Source organism: Rossellomorea sp. GCM10028870 (assembly GCF_042666755.1).
Taxonomy (GTDB): Bacteria; Bacillota; Bacilli; order Bacillales; family Bacillaceae_B; genus Rossellomorea.
Window position 1 is genome coordinate 584,806 of sequence record NZ_JBHTGN010000002.1, and the last position, 24,749, is coordinate 609,554.

General features: G+C 43.6%; 27 protein-coding genes. 7 read left to right on the top strand and 20 right to left on the bottom strand.

Annotation, left to right across the window (positions count from 1 at the left end):
* Positions 1-86: 86 nt before the first annotated feature.
* Together ACFQWC_RS13675 and ACFQWC_RS13680 are read right to left on the bottom strand one after the other, a co-directional pair.
* Positions 87-881: a TerC family protein gene (locus ACFQWC_RS13675; protein ID WP_377107947.1), complete on the bottom strand. Its 795-nt coding sequence runs from the start codon at positions 879-881 to the stop codon at positions 87-89.
* Between the two features lie 49 nt (positions 882-930).
* Positions 931-1,122: a hypothetical protein gene (locus ACFQWC_RS13680; protein WP_299742019.1), complete on the bottom strand. Its 192-nt coding sequence runs from the start codon at positions 1,120-1,122 to the stop codon at positions 931-933.
* A 431-nt stretch (positions 1,123-1,553) separates the two neighbouring features.
* Between ACFQWC_RS13680 and ACFQWC_RS13685 the strand changes: the two genes are divergently transcribed.
* From ACFQWC_RS13685 to ACFQWC_RS13700, 4 genes are read left to right on the top strand one after another with little or no spacing between them, the layout of a single operon-like run.
* A complete protein-coding gene (locus tag ACFQWC_RS13685) occupies positions 1,554-3,308 on the top strand; it encodes an alkaline phosphatase D family protein (RefSeq protein ID WP_377107949.1) in 1,755 nt (584 codons plus the stop codon).
* Between the two features lie 19 nt (positions 3,309-3,327).
* Positions 3,328-4,092 (top strand): twin-arginine translocase subunit TatC, encoded by a 765-nt coding sequence (tatC, locus tag ACFQWC_RS13690; protein ID WP_377107951.1) that lies wholly within the window; start codon positions 3,328-3,330, stop codon positions 4,090-4,092.
* Positions 4,089-5,522: an alkaline phosphatase PhoX gene (locus tag ACFQWC_RS13695; RefSeq protein ID WP_377107953.1), complete on the top strand. Its 1,434-nt coding sequence runs from the start codon at positions 4,089-4,091 to the stop codon at positions 5,520-5,522. The genes tatC and ACFQWC_RS13695 overlap by 4 nt, the downstream gene beginning before the upstream one ends.
* Before the next feature lie 20 nt (positions 5,523-5,542).
* A complete protein-coding gene (locus ACFQWC_RS13700; RefSeq protein ID WP_377107955.1) occupies positions 5,543-5,776 on the top strand; it encodes a twin-arginine translocase TatA/TatE family subunit in 234 nt (77 codons plus the stop codon).
* A gap of 75 nt (positions 5,777-5,851) precedes the next feature.
* Here ACFQWC_RS13700 and ACFQWC_RS13705 read toward each other — a convergent pair whose 3' ends face one another.
* From ACFQWC_RS13705 to ACFQWC_RS13760, 12 genes are all read right to left on the bottom strand, one after another.
* Entirely contained in the window at positions 5,852-6,460 is a 609-nt protein-coding gene (locus ACFQWC_RS13705) for a hypothetical protein (RefSeq protein ID WP_377107957.1), read from the bottom strand.
* Between the two features lie 976 nt (positions 6,461-7,436).
* The gene (locus ACFQWC_RS13710) at positions 7,437-7,685 is read right to left on the bottom strand and encodes an Imm59 family immunity protein (RefSeq protein ID WP_377107959.1); all 249 of its coding nucleotides are present in this window, start codon (positions 7,683-7,685) and stop codon (positions 7,437-7,439) included.
* Between the two features lie 111 nt (positions 7,686-7,796).
* Positions 7,797-8,006: a hypothetical protein gene (locus ACFQWC_RS13715; protein ID WP_377107961.1), complete on the bottom strand. Its 210-nt coding sequence runs from the start codon at positions 8,004-8,006 to the stop codon at positions 7,797-7,799.
* A 133-nt stretch (positions 8,007-8,139) separates the two neighbouring features.
* A complete protein-coding gene (locus tag ACFQWC_RS13720; protein ID WP_377107963.1) occupies positions 8,140-8,769 on the bottom strand; it encodes a hypothetical protein in 630 nt (209 codons plus the stop codon).
* 271 nt (positions 8,770-9,040) lie between these two features.
* A complete protein-coding gene (locus ACFQWC_RS13725) occupies positions 9,041-9,496 on the bottom strand; it encodes a DUF600 domain-containing protein (protein ID WP_377107965.1) in 456 nt (151 codons plus the stop codon).
* 203 nt (positions 9,497-9,699) lie between these two features.
* Positions 9,700-9,960 (bottom strand): hypothetical protein, encoded by a 261-nt coding sequence (locus ACFQWC_RS13730; protein ID WP_377107967.1) that lies wholly within the window; start codon positions 9,958-9,960, stop codon positions 9,700-9,702.
* Between the two features lie 227 nt (positions 9,961-10,187).
* The gene (locus ACFQWC_RS13735) at positions 10,188-10,436 is read right to left on the bottom strand and encodes an Imm59 family immunity protein (RefSeq protein WP_377107969.1); all 249 of its coding nucleotides are present in this window, start codon (positions 10,434-10,436) and stop codon (positions 10,188-10,190) included.
* A gap of 256 nt (positions 10,437-10,692) precedes the next feature.
* Complete coding sequence (locus ACFQWC_RS13740; RefSeq protein ID WP_377107971.1) at positions 10,693-11,325, bottom strand: hypothetical protein; 633 nt, start codon at positions 11,323-11,325, stop codon at positions 10,693-10,695.
* Between the two features lie 133 nt (positions 11,326-11,458).
* The gene (locus tag ACFQWC_RS13745) at positions 11,459-11,794 is read right to left on the bottom strand and encodes a DUF7957 family protein (RefSeq protein WP_377107973.1); all 336 of its coding nucleotides are present in this window, start codon (positions 11,792-11,794) and stop codon (positions 11,459-11,461) included.
* A 1-nt stretch (position 11,795) separates the two neighbouring features.
* Positions 11,796-13,541: a ribonuclease YeeF family protein gene (locus ACFQWC_RS13750; protein WP_377107975.1), complete on the bottom strand. Its 1,746-nt coding sequence runs from the start codon at positions 13,539-13,541 to the stop codon at positions 11,796-11,798.
* 20 nt (positions 13,542-13,561) lie between these two features.
* Positions 13,562-13,861, bottom strand: coding sequence for a DUF5344 family protein (locus tag ACFQWC_RS13755; protein ID WP_341357451.1), 300 nt, complete (start codon positions 13,859-13,861; stop codon positions 13,562-13,564).
* The gene (locus ACFQWC_RS13760) at positions 13,862-14,290 is read right to left on the bottom strand and encodes a YwqH-like family protein (RefSeq protein ID WP_299741977.1); all 429 of its coding nucleotides are present in this window, start codon (positions 14,288-14,290) and stop codon (positions 13,862-13,864) included. It lies immediately after the preceding gene.
* Between the two features lie 378 nt (positions 14,291-14,668).
* Between ACFQWC_RS13760 and ACFQWC_RS13765 the strand changes: the two genes are divergently transcribed.
* Positions 14,669-15,274 carry a hypothetical protein gene (locus ACFQWC_RS13765; protein WP_299741974.1) on the top strand — a complete coding sequence of 202 codons (606 nt, stop codon included), beginning with the start codon at positions 14,669-14,671 and terminating at the stop codon, positions 15,272-15,274.
* Positions 15,275-16,024: 750 nt separating this feature from the next.
* Here the strand turns inward: ACFQWC_RS13765 and pbfA are convergent.
* From pbfA to ACFQWC_RS13795, 6 genes are all read right to left on the bottom strand, one after another.
* Complete coding sequence (pbfA, locus tag ACFQWC_RS13770; RefSeq protein WP_299741971.1) at positions 16,025-17,377, bottom strand: (R)-1-hydroxy-2-aminoethylphosphonate ammonia-lyase; 1,353 nt, start codon at positions 17,375-17,377, stop codon at positions 16,025-16,027.
* Positions 17,352-18,182, bottom strand: coding sequence for a phosphonoacetaldehyde hydrolase (gene phnX / locus ACFQWC_RS13775; protein WP_299741968.1), 831 nt, complete (start codon positions 18,180-18,182; stop codon positions 17,352-17,354). Before phnX ends, pbfA begins: the two co-directional genes overlap by 26 nt.
* Positions 18,179-19,273 carry a 2-aminoethylphosphonate--pyruvate transaminase gene (gene phnW, locus ACFQWC_RS13780; protein ID WP_377107979.1) on the bottom strand — a complete coding sequence of 365 codons (1,095 nt, stop codon included), beginning with the start codon at positions 19,271-19,273 and terminating at the stop codon, positions 18,179-18,181. The genes phnX and phnW overlap by 4 nt, the downstream gene beginning before the upstream one ends.
* A 13-nt stretch (positions 19,274-19,286) precedes the next feature.
* Positions 19,287-20,279 (bottom strand): extracellular solute-binding protein, encoded by a 993-nt coding sequence (locus ACFQWC_RS13785; protein WP_377107981.1) that lies wholly within the window; start codon positions 20,277-20,279, stop codon positions 19,287-19,289.
* Between the two features lie 69 nt (positions 20,280-20,348).
* The gene (locus tag ACFQWC_RS13790; protein WP_377107983.1) at positions 20,349-21,971 is read right to left on the bottom strand and encodes an ABC transporter permease subunit; all 1,623 of its coding nucleotides are present in this window, start codon (positions 21,969-21,971) and stop codon (positions 20,349-20,351) included.
* Positions 21,964-22,716, bottom strand: coding sequence for an ABC transporter ATP-binding protein (locus ACFQWC_RS13795; RefSeq protein WP_377107985.1), 753 nt, complete (start codon positions 22,714-22,716; stop codon positions 21,964-21,966). Before ACFQWC_RS13795 ends, ACFQWC_RS13790 begins: the two co-directional genes overlap by 8 nt.
* Positions 22,717-22,936: 220 nt before the next feature.
* Here ACFQWC_RS13795 and ACFQWC_RS13800 point away from each other — a divergent pair, with 220 nt between their 5' ends.
* Positions 22,937-23,698 carry a DeoR/GlpR family DNA-binding transcription regulator gene (locus ACFQWC_RS13800; protein ID WP_377107987.1) on the top strand — a complete coding sequence of 254 codons (762 nt, stop codon included), beginning with the start codon at positions 22,937-22,939 and terminating at the stop codon, positions 23,696-23,698.
* Positions 23,699-23,837: 139 nt separating this feature from the next.
* A complete protein-coding gene (locus tag ACFQWC_RS13805) occupies positions 23,838-24,335 on the top strand; it encodes a DinB family protein (RefSeq protein ID WP_299741952.1) in 498 nt (165 codons plus the stop codon).
* The last annotated feature ends 414 nt before the right edge of the window (positions 24,336-24,749 follow it).

A 24,749-nucleotide genomic window follows, 5' to 3' on the forward strand; every position in this document is an offset into this window, starting at 1 on the left:
TCAATTGGGACTCGCCCTGATCGTCATTCAAAAAAGAGCCAAGTCCCCTCAGCTCTTGATCTTTGCCTATTCAGTACCTTACCGACTTAAGAAATTTCTTTCCGGGAAGTTTGGTTTGAATCCTCTTTCGACTTCGACTTGACCCAACCCACAATTCCAATGCCGATCAGTACCGTCCAGAAGATCCCTTTCCAAACGGATCCCTTGGCAAACTCATATGAGATGATCCCCAAGGACGGATGGGCTAATGCGTAAACCGCAAGCTTCACGCCGACCCAGCCGACGACAACGAAGGCAGCGGACTCGAGTCCTGGACGTTTCTCCAGCAGGTTTACAAACGCAGAGGCGGCAAATCGCATGATGACGAGGCCGATGATTCCCCCGAGTAAGATGACGATGAAATGTCCGCCGTCAAGTCCCCCGATGGCCGGAAGGTTGGTCTCGGGAAGCGTCACGGCAAGAGCGACCGCTGCCAGGATGGCATCCACCGCGAATGCGATATCCGCCAATTCCACTTTGACGACGGTCCACCAGAAACCGGATCCCGTTGTTTCTTCCTTATCTTTATCTTTCACTTTTTCAATCTGTTTCTTGATCACATGCTTCTTGAGTAAATGGTAGATGGCGATCCCAAGCAGATACACCGCACCGATGGCTTGAACCTGCCAGATGTCAACAAGATATGAGATCAGGAACAAGGAACCGAACCGGAACACAAACGCTCCCGCCAATCCGTAGAACAATGCTTTCTTCCGTTTATCCTCCGGCAGGTGCCGGACCATGGTCGCAATGACCAATGCATTATCCGCAGCAAGAATTCCTTCCAAAGCGATTAATATCATTAAGACCCAACCATACTCCACTAATAAAGACCATTCCAATGTTCATCCCTCTTTCCCCATTTTTTACATTCAGGCCCATTGTAGCGACTCAACGACTTGCTGCAACATCCCCCTGACACCACTCCTTTTCCAATAGAAAAAGACCTCTACCGATTGGTAAAGGTCTTTCATCTGCATCTATACAGAGGGGGTCCTTTACCTTGTAGGCAAAGGTCTCGCAAGCAACATCGCAGTTGCCAAGCAGGCCGGAGACGGGAATCCCATCACGAAATGACGACATACTTGAAAGCTACTCCCCTTTGGAGTCTTATTCATTTTTTTCACCAAAATAGTGGTCTTGAGATAAATATAGCAACTGGACATGTAGTTGGTCAAGTGGATAATTTGTTTATTTTTTCCTTTGTAGACATGTGGAGGAATTTCTGCTCCTTATTTCAGTGACCGTATATCTCCTTCTCCCTATTCATTTTATTATGTAGTTTTCTTTTCATCCATGTTAAGAAAAACGGGACTGACCTCCTATGGAAAATTGGTGAAATCTGCTGAATCTTCCCTATTTATTGAAATATTCAATCAATAAACATCCTTTTGTCCCGGGAATGATTACCCTCCTGTTCTATCCTCTATTTACATTCATTTACAGCAACTTAAAACGGGCCCCCTATACTATGAACTGTTCGATTGAATAGATTCATGAAGGGAGACATCCGCATGACAAATGATAGATCGATGGAAAATTGGATTCAAAAGCTTAATGAAGAGACCTTACATAAAGGGGTCGACCGCCGCAGCTTCCTTCAAGGTGCGGGGAAAGTCGCGGGCATTTCGTTAGGAGTGGCGATTGCTCAATCCATGGGCGGTTTCTCTGTCTCTGCAGAAGAAGCCGGGTTAGAGGACTATCCGTTTTTACTTGGGGTGGCTTCTGGCGATCCGCTGCCGGATAGTGTCGTGTTATGGACACGTTTAGCCACCGACCCGCTCAATGGCGGCGGGATGCCTGACCGCAAGATTCCTGTGAAGTGGGAAATCGCGAAAGATGAACATTTCCGCCGGGTTGTTCAGCGCGGTACGGAAATGGCCAGTCCGTCCCTCGCTCACTCCGTTCATGCAGAAGTTGGGAATCTGGAAGCCGGTACGGTGTACTACTACCGCTTCAAAGTCGGGAAGGATTACAGTCCGATCGGAAAAACGAAAACCCTTCCTGCCCTGAATGCAGACGTCGCCAGCCTCACTTTCGCCTTTGCTTCCTGTCAGCAATATGAGCACGGTTATTATACAGCCTATAAGCACATGGCCAAAGAAGATCTTGATCTCGTCTTCCATCTTGGAGACTACATTTATGAATACGGTCCCCATGAGTATGTAGCAAGTACAGGAAATGTACGACACCATAAAGGTCCTGAAATCCGTTCGTTGGAGGACTATCGGAACCGCCATGCCCAATACCGGACAGATGCGGACCTGCAGGCTGCCCATGCTGCTTTCCCTTGGGTTGTCACATGGGATGACCATGAAGTGGAAAACAACTATGCTGATATGATCCCGGAAAAAGGTCAGTCTGTGGAAGAGTTCGTGAACCGGCGTGTGGCTGCTTATCAAGCCTACTATGAACATATGCCATTAAGAAGATCGTCGATGCCACATGGAGTGGACATGCAGCTTTACCGTCAGTTCTCATACGGGAACCTGGCCAATTTCATGGTGCTCGATTCCCGTCAGTATCGTTCCGATCAGGCGAATGGAGACAAAAGCTCTCCGCAGACGGCAGAATCCCTGGATCCTTCACGCACTTTGCTGGGTGGCGAGCAGGAACGATGGGTCCTTGATCATCTTGGCAAATCGGCTGCTTCCTGGAATGTACTTGCCCAGCAAATCTTTTTTGCCAAACGAAATTATGGTCCAAGCCCTGATCAACCGCGCTACAGCATGGATGGCTGGGACGGCTACACACCTGCAAGGGAACGCATCACGGAATTTGCCCGAAAGGAAAACATGGATAACTTGATCGTCCTGACAGGTGATGTACACGCGAACTGGGCTTCGAATATCCTGGCAAACTTTGATGATCCGTCTTCCCGCATGCTTGGAGCTGAATTCGTCGGTACGTCGATCACATCAGGTGGAGACGGGGCGGACAAGCGCGCTGACACAGACCGGATTCTTGCCCAGAACGAACATATTAAATTCTTCAACGATTATCGCGGGTATGTTCGCTGTCATGTCACGCCGACCGAGTGGAGAACCGACTATCGTGTCGTTCCATTCGTCTCGAGTCCCGGTGCAGATATTTCTACCAGAGCTTCATTCGTGTACGAAAAAGATTCAGAAGGACTGAAGGAAGTTTCAACGTCAACCGTTCCTCAAGGGAAACCAATGTCTTCCGAGGTGGAAGAGGATCGTCATGAAGCGCACAACCGGGCCCATAAAAAGCAGGCCCAAAAAGGCAAACACATGCAAATGAATTAGCACCAAGGAGGCTGATGCCATGAAAGATCGCAACCAGCAGCTGATCGGACATTTGGAAGAGCTCAGGAGCCGGGCCATTAAAACCGTGCTCGCTTTTATTGGTTTCCTTATCGTGGGGATGGCTTGTATGAAACCGATCTACGGGTGGCTGATCAGGGATTTAGACATGAAGCTTGCGATTCTCGGACCGAGTGAGATTCTTTGGGTGTACGTGATGATTGCCGCCGTCTTCTCACTGGCTGCGACCATTCCTGTCGCTGCCTACCAAATCTGGCGGTTTGTCTCACCAGGCTTGAGCCCGACAGAACGAAAAGTCACCTTACGCTTCATACCCGCCCTGTTCTTTTTGTTTATTTCCGGCATCGGGTTCGGTTACTTTTTACTTTTTCCCATCGTCCTGAATTTTTTGACCACCCTGTCAGCCGGCCAATTTGAAACGATGTTCACGGCGGAAAAATACTTCCGATTTATGCTGCACCTTACTTTACCTTTTGGATTGTTATTTGAAATGCCTTTAGTGATTGTCTTTCTGACGGTACTTGGCATTTTGGACCCGGCCAAATTGAAGAAATCAAGAAGAATAGCCTATTTTTTGCTGATTGTGATATCCGTGCTGATCACACCGCCGGATTTCCTGTCGGATGTACTAGTCATCCTGCCGCTTCTCCTTTTATATGAAGTCAGCATTACTTGTTCAACGATTGCGTATAAGAAACGCGCTTCTCAATCGACGGAGTCACATGCAGGTCAAGAAAATTTAGTTCTAAGGAGTGAAAAGACGTGAATAAACACGATATGAACAGAAGAGACTTTCTGAAAGCAAGCGGGATCAGCACAGCTGCCCTTGCCCTCGGCAGCACTGGATTGATGTCTTTCGGTGGAAATAAAGCATTTGCCGGCACATCCCAAAACAGGAAAACGACCGGCGGCTATGGTCCCCTTGTCAAGGACCCTGGCGGAGTGATGGACCTTCCCCGCGGTTTCCAATACCGGATCATTTCAGAGGAAGGAAATTCACTATCGGATGGCAGACCCGTCCCTGCCAAGTTCGACGGGATGGCCGCCTATAGTGGCCCCCATAATTCCACCATCCTCGTGAGGAACCATGAGTTGAGCGGAAACAGCAAATACCCCGTGATCGGGAAAAATCCATACCGTCGTGAAGAATCTGGCGGGACCACTTCCTTGGTCGTCGGCCCTGACCGCCAAGTCATGAAGGAATATGTCTCTTCTTCCGGTACCATCCGTAACTGCGCAGGCGGAGCGACTCCGTGGGGCACATGGCTCACATGTGAAGAAACGCTGGAAGAAGGTCATGGCTATGTGTTCGAAGTGGATCCAAACAACCCAGAAAACAACATCTCAAAAACCCCGATCCGCGAAATGGGTGCCTTTTCCCATGAAGCCACGGCCATTGACCCTGCAACAGGGATCGTCTATTTAACCGAAGACGCCGGTCCCAGTTACTTGTACCGTTACCTTCCGAACGACCGCAGCCAAAAGGTCGGCGCCCTGCAAAAAGGCGGCAAGCTTCAAGCGGCAGCCATCGAAGAAATGAGCAAGGATGAAACCAGCTCGTTCCGTACAGGTCAGAAATTCGGGATTGTATGGAAGGATGTAGATCCAGAGAAACCGACCCTTGATGCAGGCAGACATGGATGCATTGCCTTCAGCCGGCTCGAGGGGGCTTATTTCGAAGGCGGCGTGTTCTGGTTTGATGATACATCCGCCGGGGATAAGGATCTGGGCCGTGTGTACCGCTATATCCCGGCCACCAACACACTTGAGCTATTCTATGAATCTACTGCGCAGAATGATCTGGAAATGCCTGATAATATTTGCATCACTCCATGGGGAGACCTGTGGATCGCGGAGGACGGCGACGGTGTCGATCGTATTATCGGAATGACACCAGAAGGCGAAACGTACGTGTTCGCAGAAAATAAAGTGAACAATTCCGAACTTGCAGGGCCAACGTTCTCCACTGACGGCCGAACCTTCTTCATCAATATTCAATCACCCGGGATGACCTTCGCGATCTGGGGACCATTCGCCAGAAAAAATGCATCCCGCAGAAGGCTCATGGGCCATGCTGCACCACCCGCTGCCTACGCACCGAAAATTTCAGACACACTATCGGCCTTTGCCGAAGTCCAGGGAATGTCAGACCTGGAAGCAGCTGCGTTCGCACGACACGGCATGCCCATACTATAAACCCAACAGGAGGCTGAATTATGCTAACCAATATCGGAATCCCAGGATTAATCCTTGTACTGGTCATCGCGTTGATCATCTTTGGACCTTCCAAACTCCCAGAAATCGGACGTGCTTTCGGAAGCACATTAAAAGAATTCAAAAGTGCTACCAGTGATCTAATGAATGGAAACGATCCAGAGAAGACTACTTCTGCAGACGAAGGTCAACGACTGAAAGCCGTGGAGAAGGACAAGCAACAGACAGGCAGCTGATATTTATCTTTAAAAAGCGTCCAGGGTTATTTACTCTGGACGTTTTTTGATGATAGGAAGCCATAATTGCATTCTTTACCCCAAAAGATATAATTCTTTTAGCGTTTCTATAAAATCAGGATCATCTTTCACTTCAGTCTTATTTATAGAATCATAAAAATGGCTTAATTTAAAAGAAAAATTGTAAAGAACAATCGCCGCACTATTCAAGTTTCTAGATTCAGCTATATAAATTTTAGAGTCACTTTTACCCAAGAATAAAACATTATACCTATCCTTAGTGCTTTTTTCTAAAATGATCCTATTTGGATTAAGATTAAAAAACGAATAATACTGTTCATCTGAATAAGTTCTTAAGATCTTTTGAATATCCTTTAATGATGCTGCATTTTCAATCTCATTTCGACCATTTGTATTTTGTTTTCTTACTTCTAACTTACTTTTCGAAAAAAAATATAAGGCTATTACGGATTTATATTTATCTGAAAACACGTCTACTTTGTACTCTTTTCCTCTAACAACTTCAAAAAGCTCATAATGATTATTCACTTCATTTAGAGTTAATTTAACAATAGTTTCAGGATATTCTTCTCCATTAACTGGTGAGACCCAAATAAGATCTTTTTCACATTTAATCACTTTAAATTCTGTTTCAATCAAATGATATAAGCCCTTTATGTCCAAATTTCACACTCCTTTCTGATTAATGTAAAAACGCACGAAAACTGATCCCGCGCTTCTTATTATCTTTTTCCATCCCGGACGATTTCTTAATTAAGTAGAGTCGGACCTCTCCTCATTTAACCCTAGCGGCGGCTCTGGCGCTTCCAGTTAATGGGAAGAATGTGATTCCTCCCTACGACCCCCTCACTTACGTCCATATGCCCTTGCAGTTTTATATGGTTCCAAATATGAATTAAAGGGTAATGGTAGATATTAACTTCCGAGGAGGATTTACTTGAAATTAATTTATTTAATGCTTCTTGCAGTTACAATTTGTTTATTGGTGTTACCATCGCTTCCTCTTACCGAGTGGGTTTATTTTTCTCTATTATTTCTTATACTAGTCATTTCCATTGGACTTATATCTTTTAATGTTAAACGTTTTTGGATATCCTTCCCTTTGTCATTTGTATTAGCCTTAGGAATAACCTATCTAATAAACCAATCTACATCTATAGACATTCCATATTCACTTGTTATTATTATGGGTTTGTTTAATCTTGCAGTTGGAATCTACACACTAAATAGAAGGAGAGCGTGATATACTGTGAACTGTAATCCTTCCTTTTAATTTTATGGTAAGAAATTAATACTTACTGCGTTTAACTCTGCTTTTAGTGATGCTACACATAACATTAAATATTTCCTCTTCTGTTCCTTCTTTAACAATATCAAATTCTTGACGTTCCCCTACCATATAAATTTTCCATACACCATCTTCTTCAAAACAACCTGTAACAAAAGGAATTACCTTCTTTTCTCCAATTACTAGATTTAATTTATTCGCATCTATGTTTTGAATTGCTATAAAGTTTTCATACTATATTCTAGTCAAAGTATTATTCCTCCCTTAATAGTTCAAAGCGAGTGTCTATTCTTTATGTAGAGAGAGTAGAGTTGGAATCGTCCCCATTCAACCTCTTGAAGCGTAAAAACTTTATAACTCCCTAAATATTTTATCAGCCCTTAATCTATCAATAAAATCATCTAATGCTTCTTCCTCATCTGCATAGGTACCTTGTGAATTTGTAATCTTACTCGCCCTTTCATCTGTTACATAAACAATCCATTTATCATTTTCATGCCTTAACACAACTTCATTTTCTCTATTTCCCCTTAGTTCATTCATATTATAATCTTGTAATTTCTCATCATGTATAATTCTTATTGCCTCTTTAATATTCATAGTTTGTCCTCCTATTTAATTTCCTTAAGCTAACCTAATCTTTCGGAGGCATGGGCACCGTCCTGATGCCTCCTATTAATGTAAAAAGAAACACGAGAACCGTCCCCGTCCTTATTCCTCCACACCTGAAGGCCATTGACCTGTTTCTGCGTAAATCATTACTTCATGAGCGTCTTGATCTGATTTAAGTGCTTTGTCCATATTTCGTTTAGAAATAGAATAAAAAACTGGCTCATTATATGGTCCCTGCGCCCAAGATATTTGATATTTCCCATCTTCTTCTATAATCGCAAAGCCATCTCCACGATGTATTTTTTCCATACTTTCTACCTCCATTGGTTCAATATTTTCAGGGTAATCACGAGGACGGTTCTGGTACTTCCTCTTAATGTAAAAAGAAGCACAAGATCCGTCCTTGTGCTTCACGTTCCATCAACCACTCCATCAATTTCCTTTACTTAATAAAGCTCTCAATATCATCATCGTCAAATTCTTTTTCTAATACTCCTTTTTGTATATATGTCTTCTCAACTACTTTAAGTAGGTGAAGAGAATATGTCAGTTTGTACATGGAAAAAATTCCCCTTTCGAAAGTTAAGGGCATCGTAGAAAACCTAACCTTGTCTTTTTGATCAATATAACTTACTACCATCTTACTCTCTAGAACCTCTGCAAAAATTGATTGAGGTCTCATTTTCTCGAAACTATAACATTGCTCCCTAATTCCTAAAGAATCAAAGAACTTTTTTGCTTCTTCAAAGGTACTCATATTTCTAATAGGATTATTTGGAAAATGAATTTCTTTGAAATAGAATTTCTTCAATGTCTTTAAAAAGAAATGTTTAATTGCTTCCTCTTTATAATGGAATTTTTTTATTTTTTCTCTTTCAGGGGATGGCCTATTTTCAAAGTTCATCTCAGAATAATACCATTCTTTATTACTAGCCTCTATTTGATTATAATTTTCATAGTATCCTGTTTGTTCTTTTATTGATGCATCATCTACAATTAGCTTAATACCTAATTCTTTGCAAATATGTAGTAACTGTTTTGTATTCAAGGAAATCTTCCCTTCGTTACTCAATAATCTTCTCCGTATTTTCGTAGTTTCCAGGGATTACGGGGACGATTTTTTTCTTCCTATCAACGTAGAAAGAAGCAGGGGGGCGTCTCTGATGCTTCTAATATAAAAAAAGCAAGAGATGTCCCAGTGATTTACTGAGCGATTTCTTTGAAGTAGAGTCAGGATTGTCCCCACTTTCCCCCTCATTTAACCCGTTCAAAATAATCATATCTCCCAAAAGAAAATAACCTTGAGAGACATATAGCCAATCAAGGTTTTTTCACAAATTATTTTACTTCATTTCTTCGAACCATATATCAAAAATATCATCAGGCAATAGTTCGTCATCATTTGAATAAACTAAATCATATCTATATTTTCCTTTTAAACTATTTTGTTTTACATTGTAATATAATTTCATTTCTGTAGGCATTTCTTTATTGAACTCTTCACACTTTTTATGGATAAGCTTTAAATTTTGATTGCCGATTCTTAGTGCAGCCTTCTGTCTTTCTCTAGAAACATCATAAACTTGATCTTGTTGACTGTCTGATTCTTTTGTGGCCTCATTCAATTGATGTTTATGGACAATATCTCCGTTAATTCTATAAAAAAAATCAAAAACATACATTTCGGGTTCATATGAACAATAAATAAAGATTTCATCTGCTTTATTATCTACATACTCTAAACAAATAGCCACCATGTCTGTTTGTATTTCGGAAAAATAATCCTCAAATACCTTCACATAATCACCCCTAGTTTTCTATACTTATGAATCTCATACGGCCATCTACTTCATATTCTATATCAAAACTGCTCGGTCTTAAACTATTTCCTTCGTAATTAACTTTAACATTAACTGAGAGAAGCACGGGGACGGTTCTGATGCTTCCTATCAATGTAAAAAAAAGCACGAGATCCGTCCCCGCGCTTACTTCTCTTACATAGCTATAGTAAATTCTTTAAATTATACTTCCTCATTGCTTTGTCTCCCCTTAGCCTTTCAATAAAATCTAATAATGCTTCACTTTCTGCTTTATATCTTTTCTCTCCTTTTTTCGTTGCCCTTTCATTATTTGTATATACTATCCACTCATTAGCTTCTTTCTCAATAACCACTATACCTTCCTTAATGGTTTCATTGCAGAAAAAACAATAGTTTTCTAATTTTTCACTTTGAATTAATTCTTCTGCATCCTTTAATCTCATTTGAGACCTCACTTAGAAAATAATTTTAACCACTCCTGTACCTTCTAGGGAACATGAGGATGATGTTGGTGCTCTCTATTATTGTAAAAGAAAGCACCAAATCCGACCTCGTTCTTCGCAGTCGACAAACCAAAAAAAGCAACTGATTGATCTACCGTTAGACCTTCAACTGCTTTTACTGGATTAAATTCTATTGACTTAAATGTTGGAAAAAGCAAGTGTTCAACTCAATTATTGAATAATATCTTTTCTGTACGAAGTCTTTTAATAAAGTTTTCAAGAGCTTCACTCTCATTATTAAAGTAGGTATTAGAACCACTTACTATACTCGCTCTCTCGTCAGTTACATATACTATCCATTCGTTACCATCAACTTTAATTCCCACCTCATTATCTCTTAGTGGATGTTCATCGAACCAATTAAATCGTTTTAATTTCTCTTTTTCCATGATTTCTTTAGCTTCATTAATTGTCACCATTTCTCCTCCACTTAAACCATGTTATTTACCTTTTAAATATTCCTAACTCTTCAAGCCATTCTACAGGTATAAGAAGTTCATATTGTATTCCGACTCTTGGTGCTGGGCGATTTCTTTGAAGTAAAGTTGGAACCATCCCCACTTTCCCCTAAAGAAGTAGCTATAAATACCTCAGGAGAGATTCTGAGTTTATAACTATATTTCCATTCTATCGTAGCCTTATCAATCATTTTTTATCTCCCTATAAAGATTTTTAAGTTAAAAACACACTAATGTCTTCATCGGCAATATTATCTCCATCTCCATGTTCCATCAGTAGATCTTTAACTTCTTTATTAAACAGATGAAATAGAAATAGTTTCTTAAAAGCAAAGAAAAGGGCTCTTTTCTTACTGACAGGTAAAGTAGAGCTGATTGTCTTTCCATCTTCCCCTCTATACTTAACTAGAAATGTACCATCTTCTTCCTCTACTACTATTCTGTTGGTTTTTAAGATGGTGTCATTTAATGATAATAGAGTAGGGGTAATCCCGATTAGATAAATGGCTTCATGAAATTTTCTTTCATTAAATTCCGGACTACCAATGTCAAATTCCTCATGTTCCATCATAAACGGACGGATTCTTTTATCAAAGTAGAAGGCAGATAACCTATTCATTAAAAAATACATTGCTGCCTCTTCTTCTGATTTGAACAGTTTTATCACTTTTTCACTAGGGACTTCTTGTCTTTCAACCAACAATAAGCCGAATTCCCACTCTTCCCCTACTTTTTTTAGGTAGTGATAGTTTTCGTAAGGAGGATTTATTTCAACTAACTTTTCAGGTTCTATTTTTATCTGTTTTCCTGCTTTGTTCATGATTTTTGCTGCAATGCTAATGTACATTTCGAGCCCTCCCTATAAAAATTACACCTAAATCTTCGAAGGGAACATAGGGAATATACTAGTGCTTCCTCTTAATGTAAAAAAGAAGCACGAGATCCTTCCCCGCGCTCTTTGCAAACTTTTATATTTCACTTTACTTAACAATCTCTTTATCAATTATTTTACCGCTATTAATATCTACATATAGTTTTCTTCCATAAAAATCAACAACTGCCATGCATTTCTCCGTTAAACTTATGCCAACATAGGGATACCGATTATTCCCTATGATACCTTTATCTGGCTCTTTTATCCTCCAAAGTAAGCCACCACCTGAATCGACGCAATATACATTATCTAATGAACCATCCAATTCCAATAAAACAATTATTCTTCCATTAAAAACTTTGACTTCTAGTATCTTTTTATCAAATGGTACCACCTTATTACCTATAACTAATGTATTCTCATTTATTTTTATCTTATCCATATTAACCTCCTATTAACCTTTCATTTCCGAATTCTCCAATGAACTGTCCCATTAAATCAAATTGAGTTCCTCCTCCTTTATATCCAAATAAAGGATTAACTATTCCAGTTCGAATTTTTGTACCTTCACCTAACTTTAAGTCTGCAATATATTTCGGCTTGTAAGGTAGTGCGAATTTCTCTTGTATTTCTATTGAGGTTAAACCTTTAATATCCTCAGCTTTCATAAACCAACCACCATACATTTTTGAATTTTCCCCGTCATAAACTCTTACAAAGGTAGTTGGTTTCGTTAGCTCTATTTCTTTTACTCGTGTGCCGTTTTTATATGGAGGTTGATCATATTTCATTTCATCTCTCCACCAATTGTTTACATCTTCTGCAGGTAAATCGGCAATTTCTTTATAGTTAAGATCACTTATTTTTTTAGTTTCTCCCTTACCCCTAGTTCCACTCCCCATGCCCTTAACATCACTTTCCACAGAAAACCTACTCCACCCAGGCTCTCCACCAACCAACATCCCATTATCAGTAACCATCATAGGCCGGTTATAAAGATCATCAATCCCCAAACGGATTTGATCCCACCTATGATTCAATGAAACTTTGGGAACAGTCTTAGGTCCTGGAGTTGTTATATTCGTGCCGCCTTTCACGTTGAGCCCTGGTTTAGCACCGCCGACAAGGAGCGCTGCCAGTCCGAAGCTGTTCAACCAATGTTCCTTTGAGTAGGAATCATCTGGATTTACTGCTCCATTGAAAAGGTCCATTCCACCCATCGTCAGGTAGTTGATAAAGTCAGAGCCTGATTCGGTTGCTACTTCAGCTCGCTCATTCAGACCACTCGCGAAGCCCTTGACTAAGTCCGGTGCCCCAGCCGTAATATAGTTTCCAAAATCATAGACGGAGTCAAACTTGTCTTCATTTCTCTTCTCCATCCCGGCCCATAGATCCTGTCCAATCTCTTTAAAACTGTTGAGGGATTCGGTGAGAGGGTTTTCGTTGACATCCTCTTCAGGAATCGGTTTAGGCTCTCTTGCCTGTTCTTGTGATTCTTTGAATTTCAAGTAAGAGTCGGTCTGTGCTGTAATGTCGTCTGTCAGCTGATAGGCATCACTGGAGTAATAGGCTGCCGCGTTGAAATAGAGCGGTGAGATGTGATTCCCTTGCCTGGACGATTCCATTAACTGCCTCATGAGCCCTGCGAGTATCTGTTCGCTGACCTCTAAATGTCGGTATTCCCTTTTTAATTCTTCATCAAATCGATTGACGGAGTCAAGTGTATCCTCTCGCTGCCTCCTTGCTTCTTCCATATGGGTATCGAATCGATCCCGTGAAAAGACATTCAGCGGTTGGATGTCGCTTATGCGATTGAGGATTCTTTGGAGTTCCTGCTGCTGTGCAGCAATCATTTCTCCTGAACGCCTTTCGCTTTGATGAAGACCTTCCTCGAGGAATGGAAGTTCCACCGTTTCCCTGCCAAGGTTTCGCCCTTCTGCGTAACCCTGAATACCATTGAAAAAAGCGATGTTACTTTCAGCAAGCTGAATCCAAATCTCAACGACATCGATTTGAGCACCGTAGAAGCCTTTAATGGCATCGGCACCCTTTCCCTGGAATTCATCGTCAAGTTCCACAATGGCTTGAAAAGAGCTTTTAAGTGTTACAAGTTGATCTCTTAATGTCTCGTATTCCTGTCGACGTGATGACATTGCGTCGAGTAAAGTGGGGGCTTCATATACTTTCAATGGTCGCGTCTGCCTTTCTATCAGGATCTTGTTATGGCTTCATCCTGTTCTTTTAAAGCTTCTACATTTGCTTTTGTATCTTCAATATTCTTTTCCACTGTGGCGATATATTCCTTCAATAACAATTGAATGTTCTGTTCACGCTGAATCCATGCATCCGTATAATTCAGCTTGTTCCGTCCCAACTGCTCTTGTGCCGGTGCCTTCAGCTGAAGCCGTTCCAGTGAGTTGATCGCTTCATTCAGTTTCGCCATGACCTCACTATGGTTGAGCTTTATTTGCTGCGTTGATCCGCCTCCAGATCCCGAGTTCACATTCATCTAAAATAACCTCCCTTTCAAGTCACTGAGTTTATGGGAGACCTGCTCATAAAAATCTTCACCTTTGGAAAGTAAATATTCTGCGTCATTGGCCAGATTGCCGTAGAAGCTAATAATCCCTTGCTGCGCTTCCAAGGAATGAATCTTTGATTCTATGGAGCTGACGTATTCGTCATAGTTTTCATGTCCTATTTGCCTCATCGCCTGAAGGGCAGAATCCCGTTCCGCATGATAATCTTCCGACCTCGGACCCATCCAATTTTTATGTAATTCCGGCTGCTGGATTTGCTTAATTTCATTTAATAGTTGACTTTGTTCATTCAGAATGGCGTTCTTTGCATCCCTCAATCGCGAAATCTTTTCCTGAATATCGCTCGATCGGGAATGAATCACACTTTGAATGTCATTCAATTCATTGTAGAGTCCCATGCTGGCATCTCCCTTACAGATTATTCCGCTAATGATATAGTACCACCCTTATCTTCATCATTCTATTTAGAAATGGAGGGATGACAAAAAAAGGAATTTTATCATCGTTCTTTTATACCACGATTGTCAATGAACAAAACCTTTCAAAATACTATACGTGACTTTAGAACTACTCCAAAGAAGAAGGGAGAGCTTTCTTGTCCCAGCACCATTTTATCCCGCTGCATTTTAACGCATTCCATGTCACCCCAGTTCCCATATATTAAATGATTTTTAAAATAGAACCCTCCCCCTTACCAAAAATTCAAAAGGGTAACCCATTACACTAAAACTATCAGGAAATGTTTTACATTCAATTTCAAGAGGAGGAATTTTTTCATGAAGAAGATTTTGTGTTTACTATTCGCTAGTGCACTGACCCTCATGCTTGCAGGCTGCGGAGGTGATGCAGCTGTGGAGGAACTGGATAAAAATGATACAGAAAAAGCCGAGGCCAAGACGACAAGTGAACCAGCTAAGGAAGAAAATCCTGAGGAAACAGCACAGGAAAACGATATTTGGACGTATTACAATGATGCAACCTGGTCGGATGATTACAATGGATTGAAGATGGAAATCCAGAAAGCAGTTGTGACGGATAAAGCTCCTACGATGGAAGATGAAAACGCAGAGACGTCAGCAGTGGGAGTGAAATTCAAAATGGAAAATACAACGGACGGCAAGTTCACGTTTTACCCGGACCAGGCCGTCCTCGTCACTAGCACCGGGGAACAAATTGATATGCCCGATATGTGGGTCTCAGATAGCATCGGCGGAGAGATCGACAAAGGGGTCATCAAGGAAGGGAATATCATCTGGTACCTTGAAAGAGGCCACGCAGAAGATATCGAGTGGATCAAGTTGGAGTTCTCGGGGCATCAGGGAGCGGAGGATGATTTCGAGGCTGAGATGAAGGAATATGAGATTGAGCTGCAGTTGAAGTAAGATGCACAGGGACGGTCCTTCTGCTTCCTTTTCATAAAAACCGTCCCCTTGCTTCCCACCTATAGGTTCAAAAGAAGACGCACGTATCAATTGAGAGATATGGTCAAACACCACAGCTGATAAATAGTCGGAAAAATTCCGCTTAATTCATAATGACTATTGAAAAAGACTGAAATAGACGGAAAGATTCCGCCTATTTAATCAAAAAACACAAAAATAGGTAATTTCTCTATACATAAGCGGAAAACTTCCGCTTATGTACCACCAAAACAAGTTCCATTCTGAATGTAACCGGAAAAATTCCGCTTATTTCACTTCCCCCCCTGGTTCTTCCATAAAGGGGAATACATCTTATTTGAAAGATTACGATGAGCCGTATCCATAATTGTATTTCTATATAAAGAAACTCGCCACATTCACTTCGGCGAGTTCTACTTGTTAATATACCAACAATGATGCTACTACAATTGTCATTTCGGCACATCATGGCCGCCCCATCGCCTTCATGACATTCCAGGCGTCCTTTTGACAAACCAGTCAAGAACGTTTCCAGTGTGACTGGGGTTCTCTCCAATATTTCAATTGCTTCATGTAGTGTAAAGTTTATCCGCTTCCCCCTCTTACCAATCATCATACTTCAATCACTATCCGGGAAGATAGATTTAGTTGTCTCCTCTTCACGTAAAAAAAAGCAAAAGAACCGTCCACTTGCTTCCACAAAAAAAGAGCCAAGGGACCTGTCCCCCCGGCTCAAACCAACTCACCCAACGCCTCATCAACCAACCCCACAGCAAACCCCAACTCCTCCTCTGTCACAACAAGCGGAGGATGCCACGTCATACAATTCCCACCCGAAACCTTGAACGACAATCCTCGTTCCAGGCAGTAATACAAGACACGCTCAGCTAAATCAGGGTGTCTCTCCTTCGTTCCCCGGTCCTTCACCAGTTCAATCGAAATCATGAGTCCCGCAATCCGGATGTCTCCGATGCATTCATGCCGCTCAGCAAGCCTGTTCAGCTCGTCACGCACAAACGCAGAAAGCCTCTGGCACCGTTCCCCAAGCTTATGATCATCGATATAATCAATCATGGCAAGGATTGCCGCGCTTCCGAGTGCCGGCTTCTCATGTGTATAATGCCCAAGAGAAACATCCCCGGCACAATCGTACTCCGTTTTCGCAAGGACCGCAGCCTGCGGGATGACTCCCCCTCCCAGGCCTTTCCCCAATACAAGCAGGTCCGGTTCCACACCAAACTGCTGATGGACATAAAACGTTCCACTTCGGTAAAGGCCGGTCGGGATTTCATCAAAGATCAAAAGGATGCCATAGTGATCACAGATCCTCCGCAGTCCTTCGAAATAGCTGCGCGGCGGGATATGCGTATCGGTGGCCCGGATCGGCTCCAGCAAGATCGCCCCGATGTCCCCTTCGTTTTCAATCATGTATTCCAGATACCGAAGGCAAAAGGACGCGATCTCTTCAGGATCTTCACTGTTGATGAGATTTCGGTATCCATTATACGGAATGCCTTTCAGTACTCCCGGCATGAGGGGACCCATGTCTTTCTTGAACACATACTCGCCCCCGACGGAAATCGTATCAAGTCCTGCCCCGTGGAACGATTCCCACATGGAAATGACCTTGTGCCGTCCGGTTGCCTTTCGGGCGATTTTAAGAGCGAGGCCAACAGCGGCACTGCCTGAGGGCGTGAACAAAACCCGGTAATCCTTTGATGTTGTTTTGTTCACAAGTGCCTGAGCCGCTCGAATCGTAATGTCGGCTGTAAACCGCCTCGGAATGAACGGCAGCTCCTCTACTTGCTTCTTGACTGCCTCCACAACATACGGGTTTTTGTAGCCGACCTGATGAAGGCTGTTTCCATGAAAGTCCAGATACTTCTTCCCATTCACATCCGTGATATAGCAGCCTTCCGCATCAGCCACCGCCTCGAGGCAGGGAGTCGACATGGATTGTTTTAAAAAGGACCGGTCATCCTCCTGAAGGAATGCGGTACTTCGCTCGGATAATCGCTCATTCCACTGAGAACGCCGGGAACTCTTATTTATATCCCCCTCACGCTTCAATTCGTTCTTGCTCATACGGCCGCTTTCCTTGTTCGATCTTTTCATTGATACGTTCAATCAGCTCCGGCAGCTCCTTCATGGTTTGGATGGTAAAATCAGCGCCGTTCGCATAGAAAACCTGCTCCACTTTGGATCTGGCCTGGTCCTTCTCCGTCTCTGAAAGACTATCAAACTCCTCTTGAGTCAGCCCCATTTCCGAACTTCCTTCGATCACACCCACGGTCCACACTCCTGCATTGACGCCTTCTTTCATATCAGATACCGTATCACCGACTTTGACGACCTTCCACGGTGCCGTCAAATGAAGAGCCTCCATGTTCCGGAAAATCATATAAGGGAACGGTCGGCCAAAGGAGTTTGTGTCGTCCGCCGTGATATAGAAGTCCGGTCGATACCCTTTCTTCTCTGCATGTGGCACGACGATTTCCATCATCGAACCTGTATAGCCCGTGGTGGAACCAATCTTCAGCCCCATCTCCCTGAGGTTTTCCACAGTGTCAATGACATGTGGAATTGGATCCGTATAGTCCGCGAGATTCGTTAAAAGAGTCGTTTCAAAGGTTGAATGAAGAGCTTCTACATCCTCTTCCTGGAACGGCCGACCGTGCACTTCCTCCCACAGGCCGGAAATTCTCGGCATGCTCAGCATCTCCCTGATATGGTCGATCTTCAGCATTCCCATTGGTCGACGCGCTTCCACCATGGTCACCTCGATGCCCGCCTGTTTGAAAATATCCATGAACACCTTGACAGGGGCAAAACATCCATAGTCTACAGTCGTTCCTGCCCAGTCAAAAATCACCGCTTCTAGTCGATTCATTTCGTCTCATCTCCCATATATTTTGTGATAACGTCGCAAAGATTTTCTATATCCTCTTCATAGATTTCACCGATGTTGCCGATTCTAAAGGTATTCACTTCCGTCAGCTTCCCGGGATAAATCACATAGCCTCTTTCTTTTACATACGTGTAGAAGTCTTCGAAATCAAATGCGGCCGTCGGGTATATAAACGATGTGATGATCGGCGACTGAAGCTTGTCTGCAATATAGGATTCAAAGCCGATCCCGTTTAGTTTTTCTCTTAAGATCCGGTTATTCTTTTGGTACCGATCGAATCTCGCGGAAACGCCGCCCTCCTCCAGCAGTTCATCGATCGCTTGTGAAAAGGCTGCAACGACGTGGGTCGGGGACGTGTATCGCCATTTGCCGTCCGCGTCCATGCCTTTCCACTGATCATATAAATCGAGTGACAGACTTTTGCTGTTCCCTTCGCAGGCCATCAGCTTATCGCGTCTCGCAATGATGAAGCCGAAGCCGGGAACGCCCTGGATGCATTTATTCGCCGAGCTGATCAAGTAGTCAATCTCAAGCTCCGGAACGTTGATCGGGATTCCTCCGAAGCTGCTCATGGCATCAATGATGAGGGTTTTCCCATATTGATTGGATACATCAGAGATCATCTCTAATGGATTCAGGATCCCGGTGGTCGTTTCACAATGCACCATCACGATATGGGTAATGTCACGGTCTGACTCTAGGATTCTTCTAATCTCTTCTTCCTTCGGGACCTCATCATACTCCACACTGTACTGGCTGAATGGCATGCCAATCGCCTCAGCCATTTTGACAATCCGCTCCCCGTAAGCACCATTGGTGATCAAGAGGGGCTTATCCTCTTCTGAAATGGCCGTCATCATGACGGACTCCACCGCAAATGTCCCGCTTCCTTGCATGAGGACAACCGTGTAGTCTTCATATGAACATCTGCCCAGTTCAAGCAGCTGATGTCGTATTTTTTGAGTGATCGTCTTATAGTCTTGATCCCACGTGCAGCGGTCAACGAGCATTGTCTCTTTGACCGTGCCCGATGTCGTTAAGGGACCCGGTGTTAACAGCTTATATGCGTTCATAGGTTCCCCCTCCTTATTTAGCAGATTTAAAGAATTCCTGATGTTCTTTCAATAGATCGACGGTCAATGGCTCTGAGAATGTCTTCGAATGAGCCGGTTTATTGCTCTCAGATACGGTTTCCCCTTTATAAAGCGCAACAGGATAGGACTCTATTAACTCTTCTCGTCCGTCTTCAATGATGACCTTCGCCATTTCCTGTGCAAGCTCCGTGGTCGCTTCATCCTTTTCCACAACCGCTACCGATTCAGTTAACGAGAAGTTCCCTTCTGTCGGGTCGACATAGTCGATCGGCTCTCCATTTTCCTTGGCTACCACTGCCTGATGACGCAGTCCGAATCCGACAGCAACCTCTCCTGCCTGCACCTTCTTGATGGGACCGGAGCCTGAGCTTTCAAGATGAGGCCCGACATTCGCAATCAATTGTTGTAGAATGGCTTTCCCTTCTTCTTCACCGTACTCGCTCATGATGGATTGGACGAGAAGCCAGCCTGTAGAAGAATCCATGATATTTGGAATCGATACGAGATCTTTATATTCCGGCTTCACCAGGTCCTTGATCGACGTTGGCATCTCTAAGCCTTTTTGTTTCAGGATTTCCGTGTTCACGAAAATGGAGCCTGTATTTGATAGAATCGGAGTATAATAAGCTGGAGTCTCCTCCAATGCCTTCGGATCAAATTTCAAATCAGCAAACATGTCATACTTTTTCTGAGCACTTTCAATATAGTAAGAACTCATCGTAATCAAATCAGAATCCGTTTTCTCTCCCTCTACTAAAAGCTTTCCGCCTAATTCAGATGTCCCGAGGGATTGAATGACATATTTCCCTTCATAGCCTGCGCCCTTCAATGCGGTTTCCATCGCTTCCACCGCTTCATCATCCCCATTTGTTGAGATCACGACTTTTTCCTCTTCCCCTGATGCCGAACTGCCGCATGCTGCCAGTGTTGCAACAGATGATACCACCATTAAATGTAGAAACCCTTTTTTCATTTTGCTTAGCATGTTCATTTCTCCCTTTGAGTTGATTTTTTATGATCAAGGCTTGCGACCACTATGATGGGTCGTCACCTATCAAAACGTCTGAAGTGATGCTCGTTTTTGCCAAAAGCCCAGTAACAGCTTGACGATCAAATTCGTCCCAAAGATGAGCAGGGACAGGACAAAGATTTCGTTGAACTTCGCAAAGTGCTGAAGCTGCTGGATTTTACTCGAAACCAACGACGTTTCTGCCGTGATCAGAAAAATGATTCCGCTGATCGTAACCATTGAATTGATAAAATAGTAGCCCGCCATCTCAAGAATGGTCGTGGCTGAGTTCGGAATGATGACCCGGCGCACCGTTTTGAACCAGCTGTCCCCGAGGAGCTCCCCCGTCGTTTCCCAGCCTGGATTCATCTTCGAGAGGGAATGCTTGGCCATTAAATAAGGGGTCGTAAAAAAATGAATCAAATTACAGAAGATCAAGATGGCAAAGGTACCTTTAAAGCTCGTCCCATTGAATAAAAGCAGATACGACAGCCCGAGCACCATCCCGGGAACCGTATTCGTGACCATCGCAATCCCGTCCATGACGGATTTCCCTTTCACGGCTGTTCGTCCATTGATCAGGGCCGCTCCATAGGCGACAATGGTTCCGAAAATCGCCGTCAGTACGGAAACGAAAAGAGAATTCTTATAGACCCCCGTCAAATCACTGGAGCTGAACGTATCGATGATATGCTCCCAGGTAAAGGTATTGTTGAACGGATATTGCTTCAGGAACGGAGCGATGAACATAATCGCAAACGTCGCGACCATCGCGGATAAAATAAGAAAGGCAAGGGATCCAAGGACCGCGTCCCTCCATCGATTCCCCATCAGCTCCGTGTCCGTCACCTTGTCATAGTGAAAATTCATTTTCTCCAAATAGCGAAGGAGCAGGATTCCCAGGACAGCCGGCAGCAGCATCAGTACGGCGATGACAGCCCCCTGGTTGAAATCCGGGATCGAACCGAGCATCACCTGATACAAGAGCGTCGCAACCACCGTATACGTTCCGCCGATGGAGGCGGGGATCCCGAAATCTGTAAAGCTGAGAATGAACGAAAGGACAAAAGCCCCTCCGAGTGTCCCCCACAGCGGACGGACGATCGTATTCATAAAGCTTCTGATGGTGCTGTCCCCCATCAGCTTGGAGACGATGATGAATTTCTTGTCAATGTACTGAAACGAATTATGAATGACGAGAAACGCCGGCGGCAATGTGTAGATCACATAACCGATCAGCAGCCCGTTAAAGCCATACATATCAAAGAGCGGCGAGCCAAACAGCTTCGAAAACAGCCCCTGATTTCCGAAGGAGTACATAATGGCAAATCCGTATGTAATGGTCGGAAGCAGCATGGGCAGAAGTATCCCCGTTTTCAACACACCCTTGAAGGCTGGATGAATTCTCGTGGCATTGATGGAGTAAGCCATCACGAACGCCAGGACCGTTGTGATCAATGCCGTTACCGCCGATACTTTAAAGCTGTTCCCGATCGCGGTTAAAATCTCCTCATTTGATAAGGCCTCTAGATACGTCGAGAACGTAAACCCCTGACCACCTTCAAGGGACTTCATCAGCAAGAACATGAGAGGCAGGACCAAGAAGACTAGAAACAATCCCGATGCAGCGTAAAAGATGACCTTCATTTCCGGTTTCACTTTAATCATGGCTATCACCAAACAGGGCATAAATATTGTTCCGCTTAATTTGCAGTTGCTTCAAAATGAACTCCCGGACGAACTCATCCTCTGGCTGTTGAATAATTTCCTTAGGCGTTCCATACTGGGCGACCTTTCCTTCATTGATAATGAGAATTTTATCGGAAAGCGTCAGTGCTTCCTCGGGATCGTGGGTGACGATGATCGTCGTGAGTCCCAGTTCTTTCGCGATTGACTTGATCCGGTCCTTGATGGACTCCTTGATCACGCCATCCAGTGCACTGAGCGGTTCATCGAGTAACAGCACTTTCGGCCTGGTCACCAGTGTCCGTGCAAGGGCGACTCTCTGTTTCTGGCCCCCTGACAGCTCCCCGATCCGTTTTTCCAGATGAGGCTCAAGTTCCAGGAAGTCTATGTATTCCTGCAGTTCTGCATCTGGGAGTTTCACTTTCTGGTTTTTGAGTCCGTACACGATATTTTGATACGCATTCAAATTAGGAAATAACGCATAATCCTGAAAGACGATATTGAATCCGCGCTTTTTCATCGAGACGTTTGACACGTCCTGTCCGTTGAAAAGGATTCGTCCATCATCCATATTTGTGAGCCCCAGGATGATGTTGAGCAGCGTCGTTTTCCCGCTTCCGCTCGGACCCAGAAGCGAAACGATCTCCCCTTGGTTAATATCAATCGTGATATCCTCTAACACGACTTTTTTATCGAATTGTTTGCGAACTCCATGTAATGTAAGCAAACGCGTCACCTCCTCAATCACACCCTCAGTATAAAAACGTTCTGTAAATAGACGTCACGTTTTGTGTAAAGGTTATGTAAAAGTTGCACATATTTTTAATAACTTCTAACTAACTTATGCATATATTAACAAAGGTGTTTTCATATTTTTACATAATCATCATTGAAAGTTTCCGCCAGTACCCTTACACTACAAGTAACAATACAGAATGGGTGAGGGTATGTTTCCACTGGAAAGACGTCAAAGAATCATGGACTTATTAAAAGAAAAGAAGGTATTAAAACACGCAGAACTTACGGAAGAGTTAGGCATATCCATTGATACACTTAGGAGAGACTTAAACATTCTTTCTGAAAACAGAGAGATCGAAAAGATTTATGGAGGAATCAAATTACTTGAAGATGACTTCGGGGAATCCGCGATGGCTGATCGCATGGTGAGCCGACTTGAAGAAAAGGAAAGCATCGCCCGACGATGCAATGAACAGATCCAAGAGGGAGATTGCATTTACATCGACAGCGGCTCCACGACCTATCAATTGGCGAAAGCCATCAAGAACAGAAAAAACCTGACCGTCGTGACCAATTCACTGCCTGTCATCACAGAGCTCATCAACAGTGAAATCGAGCTCATCATCATCGGCGGCAAGATCAGAAGACACGAAAGCTCCGTCGTCGCCTACGATTATATATTTAATTTTGATGAGCTGAACATTCTGAAAGCCTTTATTTGCGCGAGCGGAATCACAACCGAGAGGGGCATATCCGATTACAACCTTGAAGAAGCCGTCACCAGGAAGAAAATCATCGAAATCTCGAAAAAAGTCTATGTGGCAGCAGACCACACCAAATTCGGCAAAGAGGTCACCGTCCGGATCGCCCCTCTCCAGAAGGTCGACTATATTGTCACGGATGGAAACATTGGATCTGATTGGATAGAGGAATTTAGCACGTGTAAGACGAAGTTGCTTGTTTCAGAGTGATGACGTTTTAGCATAAATACCGCCACTGGCCAGGATGTCGCGCTTTGTCATGATCGAAGAAAACCTCAGTCTTTAAAAGAAGCGTTCTCGTCACTCAACGTGCTACAATAATGTTGATTACATTAAGGGAGGAATAACCATGTTTACATCAAAAAATGATTTCTTACAAGAATGGAAACAAGAAGCAGCCGTAACCCAAAAGGTGCTCGATGCCCTGACAGACGAGTCATTGAAACAAGAGGTGGCGCCAGGCTTATACAGTATCGGAAGCGTCGCATGGCATATCACGGGAGCTACATACTACTTCCCTGCTCAGGTCGGGATCACATTCGAAGTGCCTGATCTTCGAAAAGATGCGCCGGTAACAGCAAGTGAAATCAGTGAAACGTATAAGTTGGTCAGTGATCGCCTGATCGAAGCCGTTTCTGAACAGGTGTCGGATGAGAAGATGAACGAGATGGTGAATCTGTTCGGCATGGAGATGCCGGTTCAGGGCGTATTCCGCCTGCTGATTCAGCATCAGGCCCACCACCGCGGACAGTTGACGGTTCTGATGAGACAAGCTGGTCTAAAGGTTCCTGGCGTGTATGGTCCAAGTAAGGAAGAAATGGAAGCGATGAATGCTCAGAAAAGCTAAAGAGTGATGAACAACCGGCCCCGGCCGGTTGTTTTTTTTGGACTGTCGGTGTCCGTATATGCCTCCCATCCTAAGTAAGACTATGCTGGAGTGATTTCGTTACAAAAAACCCCCTATTGAAAATCGTAACGGGTTCCGTTGAGGGAGGGAAAACCTTAAATCACACACCAATTAGCAGCAGAAATAACGAAAATAACGATGTAAATAGCACGATATTTAACAGTAAAAAACCCAGAGCAAATGACTCTGGGTTTTTATGTCTTTATTATCTTCTTATTCTGTTAAGCCCCCCTTTCGTATTATAAGGTCAGCAAGATATTTCTGGTTGACCATTTTTTATATCGATATATGATTACGGTAGCCGGGGTAGAACGGAAGCCCCCGTGGGACTTGATCCCGTCCATTAAACTGTTC